19 protein-coding genes and 4 pseudogenes are annotated in these 19,505 nt (G+C 59.9%); 14 read left to right on the forward strand and 9 right to left on the reverse strand.

All coding sequences use genetic code 11. The features are described 5' to 3' along the window. Window positions 1-6: 6 nt before the first annotated feature. The 3 genes from OKW40_RS30845 (at window position 7) to OKW40_RS30855 (ending at window position 1,933) form a co-directional block, all read left to right on the forward strand. Window positions 7-672, forward strand: coding sequence for a TetR/AcrR family transcriptional regulator (locus tag OKW40_RS30845; protein WP_429352752.1), 666 nt, complete (start codon window positions 7-9; stop codon window positions 670-672). Between the two features lie 13 nt (window positions 673-685). Continuing rightward, window positions 686-1,165 (forward strand): DUF1348 family protein, encoded by a 480-nt coding sequence (locus OKW40_RS30850; RefSeq protein WP_184057675.1) that lies wholly within the window; start codon window positions 686-688, stop codon window positions 1,163-1,165. Window positions 1,166-1,414: 249 nt separating this feature from the next. Next, the gene (locus OKW40_RS30855) at window positions 1,415-1,933 is read left to right on the forward strand and encodes a hypothetical protein (RefSeq protein WP_090808157.1); all 519 of its coding nucleotides are present in this window, start codon (window positions 1,415-1,417) and stop codon (window positions 1,931-1,933) included. Between the two features lie 517 nt (window positions 1,934-2,450). Here the strand turns inward: OKW40_RS30855 and OKW40_RS30860 are convergent. Together OKW40_RS30860 and OKW40_RS30865 are read right to left on the reverse strand one after the other, a co-directional pair. After that, window positions 2,451-2,594, reverse strand: coding sequence for a hypothetical protein (locus OKW40_RS30860; protein ID WP_429352751.1), 144 nt, complete (start codon window positions 2,592-2,594; stop codon window positions 2,451-2,453). 171 nt (window positions 2,595-2,765) lie between these two features. Further along, on the reverse strand, window positions 2,766-3,509 hold the full coding sequence (locus OKW40_RS30865) for a type IV toxin-antitoxin system AbiEi family antitoxin domain-containing protein (RefSeq protein WP_429493184.1): 744 nt from the start codon (window positions 3,507-3,509) through the stop codon (window positions 2,766-2,768). A 194-nt stretch (window positions 3,510-3,703) separates the two neighbouring features. On the opposite strand from OKW40_RS30865, the gene OKW40_RS30870 reads away from it, so the two are divergent. Both OKW40_RS30870 and OKW40_RS30875 read left to right on the forward strand, forming a co-directional pair. After that, window positions 3,704-4,954 carry an IS256 family transposase gene (locus OKW40_RS30870; RefSeq protein WP_429491694.1) on the forward strand — a complete coding sequence of 417 codons (1,251 nt, stop codon included), beginning with the start codon at window positions 3,704-3,706 and terminating at the stop codon, window positions 4,952-4,954. A 296-nt stretch (window positions 4,955-5,250) separates the two neighbouring features. Beyond that, window positions 5,251-5,466 (forward strand): annotated as a pseudogene (locus OKW40_RS30875) (GFA family protein); the annotation flags it as partial. A 186-nt stretch (window positions 5,467-5,652) separates the two neighbouring features. On the opposite strand, the gene OKW40_RS30880 reads toward OKW40_RS30875, so the two are convergent. After that, window positions 5,653-6,048: a winged helix-turn-helix transcriptional regulator gene (locus OKW40_RS30880; RefSeq protein WP_429354171.1), complete on the reverse strand. Its 396-nt coding sequence runs from the start codon at window positions 6,046-6,048 to the stop codon at window positions 5,653-5,655. A gap of 85 nt (window positions 6,049-6,133) precedes the next feature. Between OKW40_RS30880 and OKW40_RS30885 the strand changes: the two genes are divergently transcribed. Continuing rightward, window positions 6,134-6,868, forward strand: coding sequence for an SDR family NAD(P)-dependent oxidoreductase (locus OKW40_RS30885; RefSeq protein ID WP_429493185.1), 735 nt, complete (start codon window positions 6,134-6,136; stop codon window positions 6,866-6,868). Between the two features lie 72 nt (window positions 6,869-6,940). Further along, window positions 6,941-7,539 (forward strand): annotated as a pseudogene (locus OKW40_RS30890) (NADPH-dependent F420 reductase). Between the two features lie 13 nt (window positions 7,540-7,552). Here the strand turns inward: OKW40_RS30890 and OKW40_RS30895 are convergent. Continuing rightward, window positions 7,553-8,005, reverse strand: coding sequence for a winged helix-turn-helix transcriptional regulator (locus tag OKW40_RS30895; RefSeq protein ID WP_429352748.1), 453 nt, complete (start codon window positions 8,003-8,005; stop codon window positions 7,553-7,555). 196 nt (window positions 8,006-8,201) lie between these two features. On the opposite strand from OKW40_RS30895, the gene OKW40_RS30900 reads away from it, so the two are divergent. Continuing rightward, window positions 8,202-8,822: an NADPH-dependent F420 reductase gene (locus tag OKW40_RS30900; protein ID WP_429352747.1), complete on the forward strand. Its 621-nt coding sequence runs from the start codon at window positions 8,202-8,204 to the stop codon at window positions 8,820-8,822. 359 nt (window positions 8,823-9,181) lie between these two features. Here the strand turns inward: OKW40_RS30900 and OKW40_RS30905 are convergent, their stop codons facing one another. From OKW40_RS30905 to OKW40_RS30925, 5 genes and pseudogenes are all read right to left on the reverse strand, one after another. After that, entirely contained in the window at window positions 9,182-10,156 is a 975-nt protein-coding gene (locus OKW40_RS30905; RefSeq protein ID WP_429493186.1) for an IS5 family transposase, read from the reverse strand. A gap of 112 nt (window positions 10,157-10,268) precedes the next feature. Further along, a pseudogene (locus OKW40_RS30910) lies at window positions 10,269-10,433 on the reverse strand (IS256 family transposase); the annotation flags it as partial. Beyond that, on the reverse strand, window positions 10,403-10,780 hold the full coding sequence (locus tag OKW40_RS30915) for a non-heme iron oxygenase ferredoxin subunit (RefSeq protein ID WP_429493187.1): 378 nt from the start codon (window positions 10,778-10,780) through the stop codon (window positions 10,403-10,405). The gene OKW40_RS30915 and the pseudogene OKW40_RS30910, both read right to left, overlap by 31 nt. A gap of 37 nt (window positions 10,781-10,817) precedes the next feature. After that, window positions 10,818-11,804, reverse strand: a complete 987-nt coding sequence (locus tag OKW40_RS30920; protein WP_429493188.1) for a 2Fe-2S iron-sulfur cluster-binding protein — start codon at window positions 11,802-11,804, stop codon at window positions 10,818-10,820. Between the two features lie 187 nt (window positions 11,805-11,991). Then, window positions 11,992-12,894 carry a LysR family transcriptional regulator gene (locus OKW40_RS30925; RefSeq protein WP_429352743.1) on the reverse strand — a complete coding sequence of 301 codons (903 nt, stop codon included), beginning with the start codon at window positions 12,892-12,894 and terminating at the stop codon, window positions 11,992-11,994. A gap of 108 nt (window positions 12,895-13,002) precedes the next feature. On the opposite strand from OKW40_RS30925, the gene gtdA reads away from it, so the two are divergent. From gtdA to OKW40_RS30955, 6 genes and pseudogenes are all read left to right on the forward strand, one after another. Further along, on the forward strand, window positions 13,003-14,049 hold the full coding sequence (gtdA, locus tag OKW40_RS30930; RefSeq protein ID WP_429352742.1) for a gentisate 1,2-dioxygenase: 1,047 nt from the start codon (window positions 13,003-13,005) through the stop codon (window positions 14,047-14,049). A gap of 23 nt (window positions 14,050-14,072) precedes the next feature. Next, window positions 14,073-15,335, forward strand: coding sequence for an aromatic ring-hydroxylating dioxygenase subunit alpha (locus OKW40_RS30935; protein WP_429493189.1), 1,263 nt, complete (start codon window positions 14,073-14,075; stop codon window positions 15,333-15,335). Further along, complete coding sequence (locus tag OKW40_RS30940; RefSeq protein WP_429493190.1) at window positions 15,332-15,808, forward strand: aromatic-ring-hydroxylating dioxygenase subunit beta; 477 nt, start codon at window positions 15,332-15,334, stop codon at window positions 15,806-15,808. Before OKW40_RS30935 ends, OKW40_RS30940 begins: the two co-directional genes overlap by 4 nt. Window positions 15,809-15,861: 53 nt before the next feature. Continuing rightward, window positions 15,862-16,923: a maleylacetate reductase gene (locus OKW40_RS30945; protein ID WP_187616537.1), complete on the forward strand. Its 1,062-nt coding sequence runs from the start codon at window positions 15,862-15,864 to the stop codon at window positions 16,921-16,923. 165 nt (window positions 16,924-17,088) lie between these two features. After that, window positions 17,089-17,945 (forward strand): annotated as a pseudogene (locus OKW40_RS30950) (IS5 family transposase). A 163-nt stretch (window positions 17,946-18,108) separates the two neighbouring features. Next, window positions 18,109-19,470: an MFS transporter gene (locus OKW40_RS30955; RefSeq protein WP_429493191.1), complete on the forward strand. Its 1,362-nt coding sequence runs from the start codon at window positions 18,109-18,111 to the stop codon at window positions 19,468-19,470. Window positions 19,471-19,505 lie beyond the last annotated feature (35 nt).

Here is a 19,505-nt window from a genome sequence, read left to right on the forward strand (position 1 = left end):
TCGTCCATGACACACGAAACGATTCCGACCGATCCAAACGACGCGGCCCAGTCCGGCACGGCGCGCGAGCGGCTGCTCGATGCCGCCGAGGCGCTCATCTACGCCGGCGGCATCCATGCAACCGGCGTCGATGCGATCGTGCGGCAGTCCGGCACCGCGCGCAAAAGCTTTTACACGCATTTCGAGTCGAAAGATGCGCTAATCGCGGCCGCGCTCGAACGGCGCGACGAGCGCTGGATGAACTGGTTTATCGCCGGCACGCAACGGCGCGGCAAGGGCGCGCGCAGACGCCTGCTCGGCATGTTCGACGTGCTGCGCGAGTGGTTCGCATCGGCGGATTTTCATGGCTGCGCGTTTCTGAACGCGGCCGGCGAAATCGAATCCGCCGACGATCCGATCCGCGTCGTCGCGCGCAAACACAAGGCACGGCTGCTCGGTTTCGTGCGTGCCGAATGCGTCGCGTTCGTCGTGGAAGCCGAAATCGATGCGCGTCGCGCGGCGCCGCTCGCGCGGCAATGGCTCGTGCTGCTCGACGGCGCGATCGCGGTGGCGCTCGTGAGCGGCGAAGCCGATGCGGCGCTCGACGCGCAGGCGGTTGGCAAGACCTTGCTCGATGCGGCAGCGAAACCCGCCGCAACCAAACGGCCGCCATCGCGGCGCACCACCACCTGACTGAGGAACCATCATGACCGATACGATCGAAGCCCGCCCGCCGCTGCCGCCATTCACTCGCGATACCGCGATCCAGAAAGTGCGCGCCGCGGAAGATGCGTGGAACACCCGCGAACCCGAGCGCGTATCGCTCGCGTACACGACGGATAGCGTGTGGCGCAACCGCGCCGAATTCGTGCATGGCCGCGCGGAGATCGTCGGCTTTCTGCGCCGCAAGTGGGCGAAGGAGCTCGACTATCGGTTGATCAAGGAACTGTGGGCGTTCACCGACAACCGCATCGCGGTGCGCTTCGCGTACGAATGGCACGACGATTCGAACAACTGGTTCCGCTCGTATGGCAACGAGAACTGGGAGTTCAACGAGCATGGTCTGATGGCGCATCGTCACGCAAGCATCAATGACCTGCCGATCCGCGAAGCCGACCGCTTGTATCGCTGGCCGCTCGGCCGGCGGCCCGACGATCACCCCAGCCTGTCCGATCTCGGTCTGTAGACGTTCCCAACACATTCATCGCCGGCGGCGCACCCGATGCGCGCCGCGAACTTCTTCACCGCTTGTTCATCACGGCGCCATCGGTTCTCCGTTATGGTGGCGGTTCCGGCTGCGGGGGCACGTCGCGTGCCCGGCCGGCCGAGCGAGTCCCCAACATCGACCGCACGGCTTCAGGTACAGTGCGCGACGGGCGGCACGCGGATCGCCAGAACACCATGACACTGGCGCTCGACCGGTGACGGAGAAGAAATGCACTTCAGGCAGATGAACAAGAATATCCGGCGCGCCGCGGTGGCGCTTTTCGCCAGCTTCGCGGCGCTCTCCGCGGCGCATGCGGGCAACTGGTGTGACGGCGGTGTATGGGTCGACGCGATGCTCGGCTCGTATCACATCAACCCCGATCCCGATACGCACTTCGAGCAGTTCAATCCCGGGCTTGGCGTCGAATGCTGGCTGAACAACCAGTGGGCGCTGACGGCCGGCGGCTTTCGCAACTCGCTGCGTCGGCCGTCCTACTACGGCGGCGGCGTGTGGGCGCCGGAGTTCGCGCATTGGGGAATCGTGCGGATCGCGGCGATCGGCGGGATCATCTCCGGCTATAACTATGGCAACTGGGGGCTTGGCAGCAATCACACGATCGGCCCGGTGGTCGCTCCGATCGTGATGCTCGAATACAAGCGCGTCGGCGCGAACTTCATCGTCATTCCGCCGATCCCATCGGACAATCTGCCCTTTACGATTGGTTTTCAGCTGAAGGTAAAGTTCTGACGGAGCTATCACCGTACAAAAAAGTTGCGACTTTTAGAACATCGCCGGAAACGGACAATAAAATCGCGACCTCACATCTCACAATATGGAAAACGAGTCGCTCAGCCTTATCGGGCGTGGACGCCAGCAATTGGGTGCGTGCATTCCAAACGCACTTAACTCCGCGAAATTTTCCTTCTGTGGCAGTGTATTTAATTCGTTATTCTAAGTAGAACTTGCGACTTTCCTTATTGCGCGCAGCTCCCGAGGCGAGCCATGCGAGAAGTCTGCACAGGTCAACTGTACTTCGTAGGCTCTGCAGAACCGCAATCCAATGCGGTCTCAAATTCGAAGATTGGCTACGGTGAGCGATCGAATCGGAATTAATTCACCGATTCAAAACTTTTTGAGGATAGGTGAGCGGTTCCAGGATGGTGATGACTTCCAGGAGGCAAGCAAACCTTGCGGCTGCTTGTCGATGCAATAGGTGAGGCCTTTCGGGCGCCAGCGACGCGGGATGAAGCGGTGGCAGTCATATTCATATCTCACCGCTGGTGAGAATTTCCGGCACGCGCCATTTCACCGAAGCCTGCGAATAGGTGTCAACGAAGGTGAAGGAATTCGGGATGGTGAGGATTTCCAGGAGTAAGACGGTGAGCAGGTCAACATCTCCCGAATACACTCACCTCGCCTAGTGCAGGTGCTGTCGAATCAACAGCAAGCTCCAATTGTGGGCGGCGACAATTAGCATGGCCGGCCATGCTGCTTGACGCTCTCTAAATTGGGAGAAGAGGACGATGAGTGCGCCGCGACGTCGTCGCGTCGGTGTGGCCGATCGAACAAGCCGCCGACCCTACGGCTTCAATGTAAGACAGCGGACATTCTTTCCGCTCCTTGACCAACGCTTTCCAGGACTACGTTTTTCGACGTATGCCTGAAGATCGTTGCACCATGAGTGTCCACTGCTTTGTCCCAGATCTCGCACAAGTTTGAGAACCTTTACCCGGACGCAGTACCCGAGAATGGAGGTTAAAACATCAACGCGAAGATTTCGCATTAGGTCAGCGATATGCATTGCCTCTTCCAGCGTCTGTCCTTTCCATCCTTCCTTGCCTATGTCGCTCGCGGGTTCCAGAAGCGCGAGTTCCGGGATTGAAACGAGAATTTCCTTATTCTTGTTTGGCAATGGTCGCAGCCAATCCATTATTGGTGCATCGTCCCGAAACAGTTGAGTGGTTTGAAAGCTGAAGGGCATGTGTTCGCGTACCCAGTCCGGAAACCTATACGACCGGAAAGCCCATAGAGCGATTCTGGGGCGGAACGCTATGTTGTGTCTTATCCCCTGCCAATCAAGCGCGGCTTTTCCCCCGACATGTAGGCCGGGCACGCGTCGGCTCAGATAAGCAATAACGCCGTCCGTCGATAATTGGTCCCCGACGAGTAGATAGGCCCCCTTCGAGAGGCGTTTGAGCCAGCCGGCACGAACCAGGTAACTGGTTTGTGATGCCCCAATCCCGAGCGCCCGTAGCATTTCCGGGTCCAGAGGTTGACCACGGGGTGCCTTCTCCAGAAAACGTTGTATGGTTGTATTAGCCAAGCATCAGCCCTTAGCGTACTTTTTAAGACATATCTGTCGAGGATATCACCGTTCCTGCAAATAAAGTACGCAAAGTATCGGCGGCTTCGCTTGCACCTGCTGGCTGAAGAGAGTAAGGACCAAGTAAGGTGAGGGTGTAAAAAGTTTTGTGTAAACGGTCATTTGGCAGGAGACTGCCAGCAACAGGAGCATAGATGACCGTAGCGAAACGCAATAAAAGAGAGAAACCCGATGCTGAACTCGTCAAGCTGGCAGACAGCCTGCTGGCGAATTACCAGAAGCCGGAAGACCTGATAGGCGAGAACGGCCTGCTCAAGCAGCTTACCAAGATGCTGGTGGAGCGTGCGTTAGAGACGGAGATGTCCGAACACCTGGGCCATGGCAAAAGCGAAACGGTGACCAATGCCACGGGCAACACCCGTAATGGCCATAGCGCCAAGACGCTGCAGGGGGAGTTTGGCGAGTTGCCGCTCAATATCCCGCGCGACCGTCAGGGGGCGTTCGAGCCGAAGCTGGTGGAGCGCCATCAGACGCGCTGGACGGGCTTCGACGACAAGATCATTTCGCTGTATGCGCGTGGCCTGAGCGTGCGCGAGATCCAGGGGCACCTGGAAGAAATGTACGGCACGGAGGTCTCGCCGACGCTGATCTCGGCGGTCACCGACGCCGTCAGTGATGAGGTGAAGGTCTGGCAGGCCCGTGCGCTCGACGCGCTTTATCCGATTGTCTATCTCGACTGCATTCACGTCAAAGTGCGCGACAGCGGCGCGGTGCGGACCAAGGCGGTGTACCTGGCCATCGGCGTGAACATGGCCGGCCACAAGGAAGTCCTGGGACTGTGGATCGCCCAGACCGAGGGGGCCAAGTTCTGGCTGCAGGTGGTCACTGAGCTGAAGACGCGCGGCGTGCAGGACATCTTTATCGCCTGCGTCGACGGGCTTAAAGGCTTTCCTGAAGCCATTGAAGCGGTCTACCCAAAAGCGGCCGTGCAACTGTGCATCGTGCATATGGTGCGCAACAGCCTGAACTTCGTGCCGTGGAAAATGCAGCAGGAAGTCGCCGCCGACCTGAAGACGATTTACACTTCATCGACCGTCGAGATGGCCGAACAGATGCTGGGCACCTTCGAGGCCAGGTGGGACAAGGACTATCCGTCCATCGGACAGAGCTGGCGACGCAACTGGGCACGTGTGATTCCGTTCTTCGATTACCCACCGGAGATCAGGAAGGTGATCTACACCACGAATGCCATAGAATCGATCAACATGAGCCTGCGCAAGGTGATCAAGACCCGCAGCTCGTTCCCGACCGATGAGGCCGTCACCAAGCTGTTTTACCTGGCCCTGAACAACATCAGCAAGAAGTGGACGATGCCGATCCGCGACTGGAAGGCCGCACTGAACCGCTTCACGATCCAGTTCGAAGAGCGGCTGGTGCCGGGTTAAACCTCAACCCGTTTACACAAAATTCCGGACACCCCCAGTAAGGTAAGCGAAAACACGCTGCCGTGCCAGTGAGAACGAGTTAGACGGCAGGCCGAAATAGCGACGTGATTGCCCCATTTACTGGCGGGTGTGCATGCGGATCGATCCGCGATGTATGCTCGGCGCGCCAGTTGCGACACTGAGCTGTCACTACTCGGACTGCCAGCGCTCAAGTGGTGCTCCTTTTGCTTCCGGCTTCATTGTGCGTGTGTCGGACGTGACGGTCATCGGCACGCCGAAGACCGTACTCGGTTCGTGCCAGCAGTGGCAGGCTCGCGACTCGCAGCTTTTGTTCCAATTGCGGCTGTCCTCTGTTCACGCGCGGTGAGACCGCTCCAGAAGTTATGTCCATCCGTTTCCTTACTCTGGACAATCCGTCGGAGTTTCAGCCAATGCTGGATATCTGGATATGTAATGCACAACCATGGGTTTGCCTTAGCCACGCAATTCCTCAATATCCTCGCTCGCCCTAGTTCCCGTTCGCCGATCGTGCGACTGTCCGTTTCGGAGGAATTTATACTGTGCTCCAACGTCCGCAGTGGACCGAGGTGATGTGCGCTGATTTACCTTGGCTTGGAAGTAATCATCTGCATCAAGCTTGCTCTGGGCGTTGATGCTTATTTGTCAACGCCGACCCGAAGAGGACAGTCGTTTTGCAATCACGGCGATGGTTGGTCCGGCTTCGGAACTTCGTGGGGCAAAGCGTCGCGCTCTGCAAAGATGCTTGCCATTTCCGCCGCGTGTTCGGTTCCCCAGGTGCACAGCGGGACGATCGCGTCGGCCAGGCTGCGACCGAGTGAGGTCAGCGCGTAGTCCACACGCGGCGGCACCTCTTTGTAGTCGGTCCGCGTTAGCACGCGATCGGCTTCCAGATCCTTCAATTGCTGGATCAGCACCTTGTCGCTGACGTCCGGGATCAAGCGCTTAAGCTCGCCGTAGCGCTTCGGGCCGTTGCGCAGGAAAAACAGGATCAGCGGTTTCCATTTGCCCGAGATGATGCGGAGCGTGGCGTTGAGCCCGCAGCCGGTATCGCAGATTTCAGAGGGTGTCGTCATATTTTGGTACTTACCAAAAAGTGCATACTTGTCTAAAGGTAAACAAGGTCGGATAGTTGTGCAACTCCCACAAAGGATGCACAACATGACCAGACTGAATGGAAAGACCGCCGTGATTACCGGCGGCGCTACCGGCATCGGCCGTGCCGCCGCAAAGCGCTTCATCGAGGAGGGCGCGTTTGTCTTCATCTTCGGCCGCCGGCAGGATGCGCTCGACGCCGCTGTGGCCGACCTCGGGCCGAATGCCCGCGTGGTGAAGGGTTCGGTTTCCGATCCGGCCGACCTCGACCGGCTTTACGCGGCGGTGAAGGCAGAGCGTGGAACCCTCGACATCGTTTTCGCCAATGCCGGGAGGGGAAGCGCGCTTCCGCTCGGCCAGATTACCTCCGAGCACATCGACGAAACCTTCGACACCAATGTGAAGGGGACGATCTTCACGGTCCAGAAGGCGCTACCGCTGATGGGCCAGGGTGGTTCGATCATTCTGACGGGATCGAGCGCCGGCACCACGGGCGCCCCGGCATTTAGCGCCTACAGCGCGAGCAAGGCGGCAGTGCGCAACCTCGCGCGGACCTGGGCGGAGGATCTGAAGGGCACCGGCATCCGGGTAAATGTGCTGTCGCCCGGGCCGACGGCGACCGAACTCGCGAAGGAAGCGCTGGGCGAGGAAGGCGTGAAGGCCTTCGGCTCGATGACTCCGCTCCAGCGCATGGCCGATCCGGCGGAGATCGGAGCGGTGGCCGCCTTTCTAGCGTCGCCGGACAGCAGCTTCATGACCGCCAGCGAGGTCGCCGTCGACGGCGGTCTTGCGCAACTCTGACGCGCTACGCCCTGCGGTACTCCATTCGATTATTCGGAGCGCCGTAGGGCGTGATAAACCGAAGGAAAATATATGAGCTACGCAATTGTCGGCTTCGGCAAGATCGGCCAGGCGCTTGCCAGAGCGTTTGCCCGCAAAGGCATCGAAGTATAATTGCGACCACGCGCGACCCGGCAAGCTTTGCAGCCGATGCCGCCGCAATCGGGCCCACGATCATGCCCACGACCCTCGTGGAAGCCGTCAAGGCAGACATCATCTTTCTGGCTGTCCGTATCGAGTCGCACCCGGATGTCGCGAAGGCGCTCCCCATCTGGCAGGGGAAGATCATCGTCGATGTGACCAATGCCTACGGCGTGCCCCCAGAGGAACTGGGAGGACAGCCTTCTTCCAGGGTTGTCGCGCAGGCCTTCGCTGGCGGACGACTGGTCAAGGGCTTCAACCATTTGGCCGCTGCGGTCCTGGCCCAAGACCCGGCCGAACATGGTGGCAGGAGAGTCGTATTCCTGGCGAGCGACGATGACGGCGCAGCAGTGGAGATTGGTGCGCTTGCGGAAAATCTCGGTTTCGCGCCGATCAAACTTGGCGGGCTTTCGGACGGCGGACTGCTTGTGCAGGCGCGTGGAAATAGCTGGGGTCGACTGATCTTCAAGGACTTGGTCAAGTTCGACTGATAGGCGGTCTTGCCTATTCCTTGCTCTCAGGAAAGACACACCCGCCGTTGCGGACCAACGCCTTCACCGCACCGCTCACCTCGACGGGGCTTCGATTCAAGTCGGCAACAAATTCCTTGCGTCGCTGTACGTACGACTTTGAATCGTGCTTCGCGCTCCAGACGACGATGTTAAGCAGGATGGGGATGAGGTCCAGCCCCTTCTCTGTCAGCGTGTAGAAGTCCTTGCGCCTGTCGGCAGGGCTAGGCGCCCTCGACAGAATCCCTTGCGCCTCAAGAAAGGCAAGGCGGGAAGCCAGAACATTGGTCGCGATTCCCTCTTCCGACTTCAGGAACTCGCCATACGTCTTTTTGCCGGCAAAAACGATGTCGCGAATGATCAAGAGCGACCACCTGTCGCCGAAGATCTCCACGCCGTAGTTCACTGCGCAATGGGACCGGATGTCTTCTTTGCACGTCGTTTTCATGGCCAGATCTTAGCATCACTTGCATGTTACAAGTGAAATTCAACGGTTAACTTGTCTTTTACAAGCGATGTGGCTAGGATGAGTTCACTTGCTTATTGCAAGCAATGTGTCGGCGTGGTTTGTACGTTGAGCGCGGTTGTGGGATCGCGCCAGCCACCCACGAACAATGAACTCCATGACAGCAAGGAAATGCGAAATGAAAATAGGCTTTATCGGTGCCGGTCCCGTCGCCCAGACGATCGCCAAGCACACCCTGTCAGTGGGTCACCATGTTGTACTGAGCAACTCGCGTGGGCCTGAGTCGCTCGCCGCCCTTGTGGCGGAGTTGGGTGCCGGCGCTGCTGCGGGAACGGCGAAAGAGGCTGCAGAGCAGGACCTAGTCGTGCTTGCGACCAAATGGTGGAACGTGCAGGCGGCGCTGTTTTCGGTCGGCAACTGGAAGGGGAAGATCCTGGTGGATACGACTAACCGCGTGGCCAGCATCGAGCCTCTGGCGCTCGGTGACATAACCGGTCGGACATCGAGCGAGATCGTCGCCGATCTTGCGCCGGGCGCGAGGGTCGTCAAGGTGTTCAACACCGTTCCGATGTCCTGGATCTCGGATTTTTCGCCGTCAAAGCCGAAGACCGCGTTCTTCCTGTCTGGGGATGACGCGGACGCTAAAAAGATCGTGAGCGACCTTATCGAGGAGATTGGTTTCTACAGTCTCGATCTTGGCTCCCTCGCGGTTGGCGGTCGGCTCCAGCAAACCGGCGGACCGCTCGTGGGTGTCGATCTTACGTTCAATAAACGGTTCGTCCTTCCTACGATTGACTGACCGAGTGGAAACGTGGCGCTTCGCGGAGACTACTGCGAGTGCCATGCGTGCATGCTTGAGCATCTGGCGTGGTAACGATCCATTCGGGTGTCTATGATTGTACTCCAGTGAATGTCGTTTATTAGCCGCACAGAGTCCCACGCCGGGTGCGGGCGATCGTCTCGCGCACGTACCGTCATGCAAAAGGCATAGGCCGACCCGAAAGCTACGTTAGGGCAATGCTGATCAAGCCGTGTAAACGCAACTGGTTGTGATGGCATATTCGTAAACTTTCCGAATCACCAATGAAGATGGTCATTCCGGTTCCTTTTGTCGCGCCGCAGGCGCTTTGCGCGGGCTTTTCGCCCGTGTTTCGCCCGTTACGGGCGCACCTGTGCCGTAAATCGGCCTCGCGAAAGGAAAAGGTTTGCCAGCGCGAGCGAAACGAAGGCCCGATTGGCGTTCTTCGCCAAACCTCGATAACGAACCTTCGTGAAACCCCACAGCCGCTTGACCACGGCGAACACATGTTCGACGCGGGCGCGAATCTTCGACTTGTTGCGGTTCTTGCGGCGCGCCACTTCATCGACGCTGTCCTTGCGCCGCGTGCGTTTGTTCGTGAAGTCACGAGCCTTCGGGGCCTTGCCCCGGATCAGCGCTTTCTGGCTCGCATACGCGCTGTCGCCATAGACCCGCTGTTCCTGCCCATGCAGAAGCTGTGGCATTGGATGCTTGTCGTGCACGTTGGCAGCCGTGACGACCGCGCTGTGCGCAAGCCCACTCTGGCTATCCACGCCGACATGAAGCTTCATGCCGAAATACCACTGCTGGCCGTTGCGCGTCTGATGCATTTCAGGGTCCCGTGCTTTCTCCCTGTTCTTCGTCGACGAGGGTGCGCCGATCAGCGTAGCGTCTACAATCGTGCCACTCTTGAGCTTCGCGCCGCGCGCCTGCAACACGCGGCCCACCTCGGCGAAGATTCGCTCACCCAGCTTGTGCTCTTCAAGCAGGTGCCGGAATTTGAGCAGCGTCGTGGCGTCTGGAACGGTTTCGCTGCCCAGGTCAATGCCCACAAAACGGCGCAGGCTGAGGCTGTCGTACAGCGCCTCTTCGCACGCAAGGTCGGCAAGGTTGAACCAGTGCTGCACAAAGTGAATCCGCAACATGCGTTCCAGCGCGATCGGCGGGCGACCGCTGCCGCGTTTCGGGTAATACGGCTCGACAACCGCGCACAGTTCAGCCCACGGCACGAGCCTGTTCATCTCATCGAGAAACGCTTCGCGTCGCGTAGGCTTGCGCTGCGCTCCGAATCCCGCGCATTGATCGACCGCCATCGCCAGTGTCAGTTGCTTCATCGTTTTTGCTTTTACCGTTGCATGTCCACGCTATAACGCATGACAGCCATGAGTGGTGGACTTGATCAGCATTGCCTTAAAGTCAAATCTGGTGTATGGGGTCTCGGCATAATCAGGCGGCCTGCGGTTGCTGAGCTGGTGTGCTGTCGGTCACCGGTTCTCCATCCTTGAACGTCATTCCATCAAGCAGCGAAGTGAGCTTTTCCGGGACGCGGATGCGCCGCCACGATTCTTCGGCCGACTCGATCAGCTTGAATGCAAGGCCGAGGAACGTTGCGCCCGTGCCCCTCGGCCAACCACAGGGTCAACGCTCGACAGCTCGACGAATACGTCGCCATTCTCGACCCTTACTGGATACGCCCGGATGTCAGTCGTCAGTGGCTCGCAGATCGCCTTTCCCGTGCGCACGTCGAACTTGCCCTGGTGCAACGGGCATTCAATTTCATGGCCGTCAAGAAAGCCATCGCACAGGCGCGCATGACCGTGGGTGCAGATGATGTCCGTCGCATAGACCTGTTTGCCGACGCGGTACAGGGCAATTTCACAGTCGCCCGCGTGCACGGCCATTACATCGTCCGTCGGAATTGCGGCAAGCGGGATTACTTTCATCCATCGTTCTGTCATGAGATGCCCCAGATCGGGAAAGGTTGAAGATACGAAATCAGACGGTGCTGGCGTGGAACGCGTCGGCGTAGATGTGGTCAGGCTGGATGCCTTTTTGCAGGAACAGGGCCGATGCGGCTTCAACCATCGGAGGTGCACCTGCAACATACGCGCGCCAGCCCGTCAGGTGCGACCAGTCGTTGGCAATGGCATCGGTCACCATGCCGCTGCGATGACCGTGCGCACCCCCCGCCGACGCCACGACCACGTGAACCTTCAGCGCGGCATGACGGGTCTGCAGATCATGCAGCCATTCGATGCCGTAAACGTCACGCGACGAGCGCACGCCGAAGTAAACGTGAACCAGATTTGACATCCCTTCTTTCATCATCCCGCGCAGGATCGAGAGAATCGGTGCGAGGCCCGTTCCGCCCGCGACGCACACCACCGGACCATCGAATGTGCGCCGGAGGTAGGCGGTCCCCAAAGGTCCGCTGATGCGCACAGCATCGCCGACCTTCAGATCCGACGCGACATAGGACGTAACCCGACCATCGGGAACCAGGCGAATATGGAACTCAGCTTCATTACCGTCCTGCGTGCCCGCCATCGAGTAGGGGCGAATATGGTGAGGCGTGAATTGCAGCGTCGCGTATTGACCGGGCGAGTATTCAAGCGGCTTCGACAACCCGAGCCGCAGGCGCTTGATATCGTGTGTCAGGTCGTCCAGGCCTGTGACCGTTGCCTTGATGATCTTCGCGGGATGGACCACGACTTCATCCATTTCGGGAAGTTCGATCACACAGCTTTCGACAAGGGTCGTCTGGCACGCGAGAATGGGCTGACCGGCGGCGATCTGCGAAACGGATTCGTCCTGCCCCGTCACACGTGCGCGGCCCGCCACAACCTTGCATCGACAGGTGCCGCAGCGGCCGGACATGCAGCTGTACGAGATGGGAATCTGATGTGACCGCAATACGTCCAGCAGGTTGTCGCCAGCACGGACGTCGAGTTTCCGCCCGAGCGGGAGGATGGATACTTCCACTGTCGTGTCTCCGGATTTTCCTTGACTGATGCAGACATCGTGAAGCAGATGGCGGTATTGGTAAATGGACGAATCCTGATACGTGTTATCACAGCCTGTGATGAACGCCCGGACGGATGTGGCGGTGAAGACAGTGGATCAGCTGATGCACATTGATATCAGCCTTCTAACGAGGCCGCCTGTAGCCTTAACAGGAAAACAGTTCAAAGAGCAGCGACCGTAGCCACTGGTTCGCGGCTTCCCGGTGGAACTTGGCGTGCCAGAACAGGTTGATCGCAATTTCGGGCAGCAGTGCCGGATGGGCCACATGCGACAGCCCGAAGGGGCCTGCGAACCGTTGCGCGAAGCGTTCCGGCACTGTAGCGATCATTTCTGTACTACTGAGGATTGGACCAACGGCAATGTAGTGCTGCACCGTCAGTCGGATTTTCCGCTGGATGCCGCTGCGCTCCAGTACCCTGTCCACTTCGCCGTGGCCCGTTCCGGCGGCCACCACAACCACGTGCTCCGCCCCGGTGAACTCCTCCAGGTTGATCCTGCGCTTGTCTAGCCGGTGGCCCTTGCGGAACATGCAGGCGTAGCGTTGACGGAACAACCGGCGCTGGAAAAAGCCTGCCTTCAGCTGCGGCAGCAGACCGATCGCCAGATCGACATGTCCCATCTCCATTTCGTCCTTGAGGTTCGCCGCCGTGTTGATCACTGTAGTGACGGTCACGCCCGGGGCTGCCTTCGCGAGTTCGTCCATCAAACGCGGGAGAAAGTACATTTCGCCGATGTCGGTCATCCCGATCGTGAAGGCTCGGGTGCTGGTCATCGGATCGAACGAGATCTGCTGGTTCAGCGCGCTGTGAATCATCCCCATCGCATATGGGAGTGACTCCCCCAGTTTTTCCGCGAACGGGGTCGGTTCCATGCCACGCGGGGTGCGCAGGAACAGATCGTCGTCAAACAGTCTGCGCAGCTTCGCCAGTGAATTGCTGATCGAGGGCTGGGTCAGGCCAAGACTTTCTGCAGTCCTTGAGACACTTCGTTCGGCCAGCAGGCGGTTGAACACCACCAGCAGATTCATATCCATCTCGTGTAATTCCACGTCTCCTCCATTCACGATGGTGATGCATCGTATTTTCGGCAATGCATTTACTGATACAGCCCAGTTAGTGATCATACCGACAACGACACGTAACCGGAGACAACCAGCATGCAGGACCACAACTTCGAGCCGCCGCAGGCGCGGGAACGGCGCGAATACTACGATCGCATCAGCCGGCAGAACATGACGCCGCTCTGGGAGGTGCTTGACCGGCTCGTCCCGCCGTTTCCCCAATCGCCGGTTGAACCGGCACTTTGGCGCTACGCGGAAGTTCGTGAGCGGGTGATGGAAGCCGGGCGACTGATCAGTGCCGCCGAGGCGGAGCGTCGCGTACTGGTCCTCGAAAACCCCGCGTCGCGAGGACGGTCGTGCATCACGCAGTCGCTCTATGCCGGACTTCAGCTGATCCTGCCAGGCGAGGTGGCGCCCGCCCATCGCCATACGCAGTCGGCCTTGAGACTGTTGCTGGAGGGCGATGGAGCGTATACGGCCGTCAATGGCGAGCGCGCCACGATGCGGCGTGGGGACTTCATCCTGACACCAGCCTGGACATGGCACGACCACGGCAATCCCGGCAATCAGCCGGTCATATGGCTTGACGGCCTGGATGTACCGCTGGTGCGCTTTCTGGATGCCGGGTTTTCGGAGAAGTCCGGGGTGACGACGCAATCGACGGTCTACCCCGAAGGCGACAGCCTGAAGCGCTACGGTGCGAACATGCTGCCGGTCGACTATCACTCCGCTGCTCCCGACCCAAGTCCCGTGTTCGTCTATCCCTACGAACGTGCAACGGAATCCTTGCTAGCGATCGCTAGCGGTGAGCCTGACAGCCATCTCGGCTACAAGCTCCGCTACGTGAATCCGGCCACGGGCGGCGCGCCGATGCCTACGATCGGGGCCTTTGCACAGCGGTTGCCCGAGGGCTTCGAGACCCGGCCCTATCGATGCACGGACGGCACGGTCTACGTCTGTCTGGAAGGCCATGGTCACGCCGAGATCAACGGCTCGGTCCATCCGTTTGAACCTAACGACGTGTTCGTCGTTCCGTCATGGGCCGCGTTGCGCCTTCATGCAATCGCGGACACAAACCTGTTCAGCTTCAGCGACCGCCCGGTCCATCAGGCACTTGGCCTCTGGCGAGAGGCGCGCGAGTAGCGCATAGCAACGGAGCAAGTTCAATGACATCTTCTGTATTTCCCGACACCGTCCAGTGGGAGGACAGCGGCACGAGCCGGATCCCCTTCATGGTGTACACCAATGAGGCCACGCATCGAAAGGAGCTGGAAAGATTTTTCTACCGCAAGCACTGGTGCTACGTGGGCCTCGAAGCCGAGATCCCGAATCCCGGTGACTTCATCCGCACCGCGATTGGCGAGCGGTCGGTCATCATGGTCCGTAGCCAGGACGGCAACATCCATGTGCTTGAGAATGTGTGCGCGCATCGGGGCATGGCGTTTTGCCGTGAGCGCCACGGCAACCGCAAGGACGGGTTCACGTGCCCCTACCACCAGTGGAATTATTCGCTCAAGGGCGACCTGCAGGGCGTGCCGTTCCGCCGGGGGGTCAAGCAGGATGGCAAGGTGCTCGGGGGCATGCCGCCTGAATTCAGGCTGGAAGACAACGGACTCACGAAGCTCAAGGTCACGACGCGCGGTGGGGTCGTGTTTGCCTCCTTCGACCACGATGTGGAGTCGTTGGAGGACTATCTGGGCCCGACGATCCTGCAATGTTTCGATCGCACCTTCAACGGCCGCAAGCTGCGGATTCTGGGCTACAACCGGCAGCGGATTCCTGGCAACTGGAAACTGATGCAGGAGAACATCAAGGATCCGTATCACCCCGGGCTGCTGCATACGTGGTTCGTGACGTTTGGACTCTGGCGGGCCGACAACCGGTCCGAGCTGAAGATGGACGATCGCCACCGGCATGCGGCAATGATTTCGACGAAGGGCAACGCGCTCAAGGCGTCCGAGGTGTCGCAGGTCGCGCGTTTCAAGGAGGACATGCACCTGCATGACCCGCGTTTCCTGGACATCGTGCCGGAGCCGTGGTGGGGCGGCCCGACGGCCGTGATGACGACTATTTTTCCGAGTGTCATTCTCCAGCAGTCGGTCAACAGTGTGTCGACCCGGCAGATCCAGCCCAACGGCGCCGGCTCTTTTGACTTTTACTGGACTCACTTCGCGTTCGAGGACGATTCCGACGAGATGGTGCAGCGCAGGCTTCGCCAGGCCAACCTGTTTGGTCCCGCCGGTTTCGTCTCCGCAGACGACGGTGAAGTGATTGAGTTTTCCCAGCAGGGGTTCGAAAGCAAGCCTTTCCACCGGGCGCTGGCCCAACTGGGGGGGAGCGAAATTGGGGATACTGATCACATGGTGAGCGAGACGCTGATCCGGGGCATGTACCAGTACTGGCGCGAAGTGATGGAGGCTCCGGAATGATGGATAGCTTCAAGGACTGGGTCGCGCTGACGAAACTGTATGCGGACTATGCCCGTGCCGTGGATTCCGGCGACTGGAGCCTGTGGCCGGAGTTTTTCACCGACGAGTGTATCTACCGCCTGCAGCCGCGGGAGAATTTTGAGCGTGGCCTGCCGCTCGCGACGCTGTCGTTCGAGAGCAAGGGGATGCTGAAGGACCGCATCTACGGCATCCAGGAAACACTTTTTCACGACCCGTACTACCAGCGGCATATCGTCGGCGTCCCGCTGGTGCATAAGGTCGAAGGCGATCGCACCTTCAGTGAAGCGAATTATGCAGTGATCCGCACGAAACTGAATCAACTGTCGTGGGTGTTTAACGTCGGGCGTTATATCGATGAAGTCGTCGAGACGGCCGCGGGTCTCAGGTTCGCCTCGCGCCAGGTTATCTACGACAGCGAAATGATCCCCAACTCCATCATCTATCCGATCTGATCACCTGTCGTGAACGGACTGCGCAGTGATGCGAGTTCCTATGAGAGCTTTTCATGAAACCTGCTTTTGATTTTTTCTGCCAGTCACCCCTGGTCATGTTTGGCCCCGGTCGCGCGAAGGAAGCCGGTGCGCGACTAGACGCACTGGACAGGTCACAGGTGCTCGTTGTCACGACGGTATCCGGACGGAGCCGCTACGCACCGGTGATCGAATCGATGGGCGACCGGGTGAAAGCCGTCTTTGCCGATGCGCGACCCCATTGTCCGATCGAGGTCGCCAACGTCGCGTTACGTCGCTACCGGGAGGCCGGGTGTGACTGCGTCGTCTCCATCGGCGGTGGCTCGACCATTGGACTGGGTAAGTTCATCTCGGTGGAAACTGGTGCGACGCATATCACCATACCGACGACCTTGTCGGGCTCTGAGATGACGCCGCTCTTTGGTGTTCTCGTGGAGGGAGAAAAGCGCAGCCGGCGGGAACCGAAGGCGCTCGCCAATACCGTCATCGTCGATCCCGCACTGGCGCAGTCGCTGCCTATGCGGGAAACGGCCTCAACGGGCATGAATGCAATGGCGCATTGCGTCGAGGCGCTGTATGTGCCGAAAAGCAATCCACTGACCAGCGAACTTGCGCTGACGGGGATTGATTCGCTGTATCGCGCCCTGCAACTGCTGGCGGACGAACCGGCCAACCTTGAGGCGCGGACTCTCGCTGCCTATGGCGCCGCGATTGGCGGTCTGATGGTCACTTCCGTGGGTATTGGCATCCATCATCGGATCTGCCATGTGCTGGGCGGGCGCTTCGGTGTCGCACATGGGGAAACCAACGGCATCATCCTGCCCCATGTCCTCGCTTTCAACAAGCCGGCGATTACAGCCCAGATGGACGCCATGCGCCCGATCATGCAGGCGTCCCCGGCGCAGGCATTGTACGACGTGGCACACAGGCTGGGCGCGCCGGTGTCGTTGAAGGAACTGGGCGTTGAACGTGACAGGCTCAGCGCGATCGCGAGCGAGTGCATGCATCACATCGACTCCAATCCACGAGCAATCGACGAAGCGGCCGTCTTGGGCATTCTCAACGCAGCCTGGGAAGGGAGGCGCCCCGGCTGTTGAATCATCTCTCATGGGGTGAGTGAGTCGTTGCTCGTGCGGCATCCGCGGTCGTTGCACGCGACGCATGCGGCTTCTTACCCCGTGTCCGACCGAACGGACCCGCATAACTATTAAGGCTACGCTGAAAAAGGTCAACGCCGTTGGGCGGTAAGACGTTAAATGCGGATGAAACAACAGACCCTTGCGATGGCGGCCGATCAAGGCGCCGGATTCGAACAGTACCGTCGGCCAACCAAACGTGATGTGTTCCTTGAGACGATGGAGCAGATCGTACCGTGGACGCAGTTGTGCGAGGTTGTCGAGCCGCACTATCCGAAGGGGCAAGGCGGGCGCCCGCCAGTTGGCCTGGAGCGCATGCTGCGCATGCACTTTGTGCAGCACTGGTTCAACCTGGCGGATGAAGCCTGCGAGGAAGCGCTGCTGGACAGCACCGCATTGCGGCGATTCGTTGGGATTGACCTGGGGCGCGAGCGCGTTCCTGATGGCACGACGCTGTTGAAGTTTCGCCGGCTGCTGGAGCGCAACAAGCTCGGCGAGCAGTTGTTCAAATGCATCAGACGAGGAAGGGCCAGCAGTGGTACTTCGGCATGAAGCTGCACATCGGCGTGGATAGTCAGACGGGGCTGGCACACAGCGCGGTAGTGACGGCTGCGAACGTGCATGACAAGCATCCGCTGCCGGCTCTGCTGCATGGCGCCGAGCGGCGTGTGTACGGTGACAGCGCGTATGCGAGCCAGAAGGAACTCATCGCCAGCAAGGCACCGCAAGCGAAGGACTTTACCAACCAGCGTGTGCGCAGGCGAAGTGGTGAGGTCGATGACACCAGACGCTCGAAGAACCGCAACAAGTCGAAGATACGTGCGCGGGTCGAGCACGTCTTTGCGGTGGTCAAGCGGCTGTGGGGCTTCGTCAAGGTGCGCTATCGCGGCCTGGCGAAGAACGCCACGCGCGCCTTCACCGCACTGGCGTTGAGCAACATCTACATGAGCCGCGAGCGGCTCATGGCACAGGTGCGTCCATGATGGGCCAAAGTGGGTCGAGAGACCCGCTTGCAAGGCCCTTCAGGACAAGAAAATCGAACCAATCGCGTCGCTGATCTCGCATTCCGACATTCAGCAGCAAACCGTCGCCGAAAACGGCGGCTTCTTCAGCGTAGCCTTAAGCGACGCATTTCAGGAGACAGACGTGACGACGAGAATCGATGTGACGGGCGTGATCGACAACGGCCGGCTTTGCCCATATCACTGGTTGATCATTGCACTGTGCGCCATGTGCCTCATCATGGACGGGTTTGACGTGCAGGCGATGGGGTACGTGGCGGCGGTGGTGATTCGTGAGTGGGGCATCGCGAAGGAACTGCTGGCGCCCGTCTTCGGGGCCGGCCTGTTCGGTATGCTGGTCGGGTCGCTGACCTTGAGCACGCTCGCGGACAGGATCGGCCGTCGGCCCGTCGTGATCGGCGCCACGCTGTTCTTCTCGGCCTGCATGCTGGGCACCGGGTTTGCCCATTCCATTCCCGAACTGATCGGCTGGCGCTTTGCGGCGGGTCTTGGACTGGCGTGCATCATGCCCAACGCGATGGCCTTGACGGGCGAATACAGTCCTCGCCGGATTCCAGTGATGCTGATGATGCTCGTGTCGTGTGGCTATGTCCTGGGCGCCGCCGTCGGTGGACTGATTACCGCCGCGATGATTCCGGCCTTGGGTTGGCGCTCGGTGTTCCTTGCCGGCGGGGCTATTCCCCTGGGGCTGGGCATGCTGATGTGGCTGGCGCTGCCTGAATCGATCCAGTTCCTGATCTTCAGGCAGCGCGGCGACAGCCGGGTTCGCCGCAGTCTTGCACGCGTGTCTCCGGCAACGCCGTTCCCGGAGGACGCGCAGTTTGTGATGGATGAGCAGGAACCGGTTGGTGTGCCGTTCATCGAGCTGTTCAAGGACGGCCGGGCTCGCGCCACGCTGCTGCTATGGCTGATCAACTTCGCCAACCTCCTCGCGATGTATTTCCTGTCGAACTGGCTGCCGACGGTGATGCGCGATGCGGGGCATTCCGCGTCCCTTGCCGTGCTGGCCGGCACCACCCTGTGGGGTGGCGGGCTGATCGGCACGCTGGCGTTGGGCCGCATTATCGACCGGATCGGTTTCACACGCGTGCTGGTCACTGCTTTTCTGGTCGCTGGCGTGACGACGGCCGCCATCGGCAATCCCATGGTGACAGCGTCCCCCGTCGCTGTTCTGGTCAGCATCGGCCTGACCGGCTTCGCCATCATCGGCGGGCAGCCGGCACTGAACGTCTTGGCTGCGATGTATTACCCCACGTCCCTGCGCGCCACCGGAATCGGATGGAGCCTCGGAATCGGACGCGTCGGTTCGGTGATTGGCCCGGTAGTGGGCGGGGCGCTCCTGCATCTGCAATGGTCGTCGTCGGTCCTGTTCCTCGCGGCGGCCGTGCCGGCACTGGTCTCGGTGGCCGGTGTGGTGGGCATCCACTTTTCGGGAGGGGTATACGCCGTCGAACGTCCGGCAGGAACGGCGTCCCTTGACTGTTGATATCAGTGATGAACCCCTCATGGCGAAGACGGCGG

This window comes from Paraburkholderia sp. RAU6.4a, assembly GCF_050435625.1.
Classification (GTDB): Bacteria; Pseudomonadota; Gammaproteobacteria; order Burkholderiales; family Burkholderiaceae; genus Paraburkholderia; species Paraburkholderia tuberum.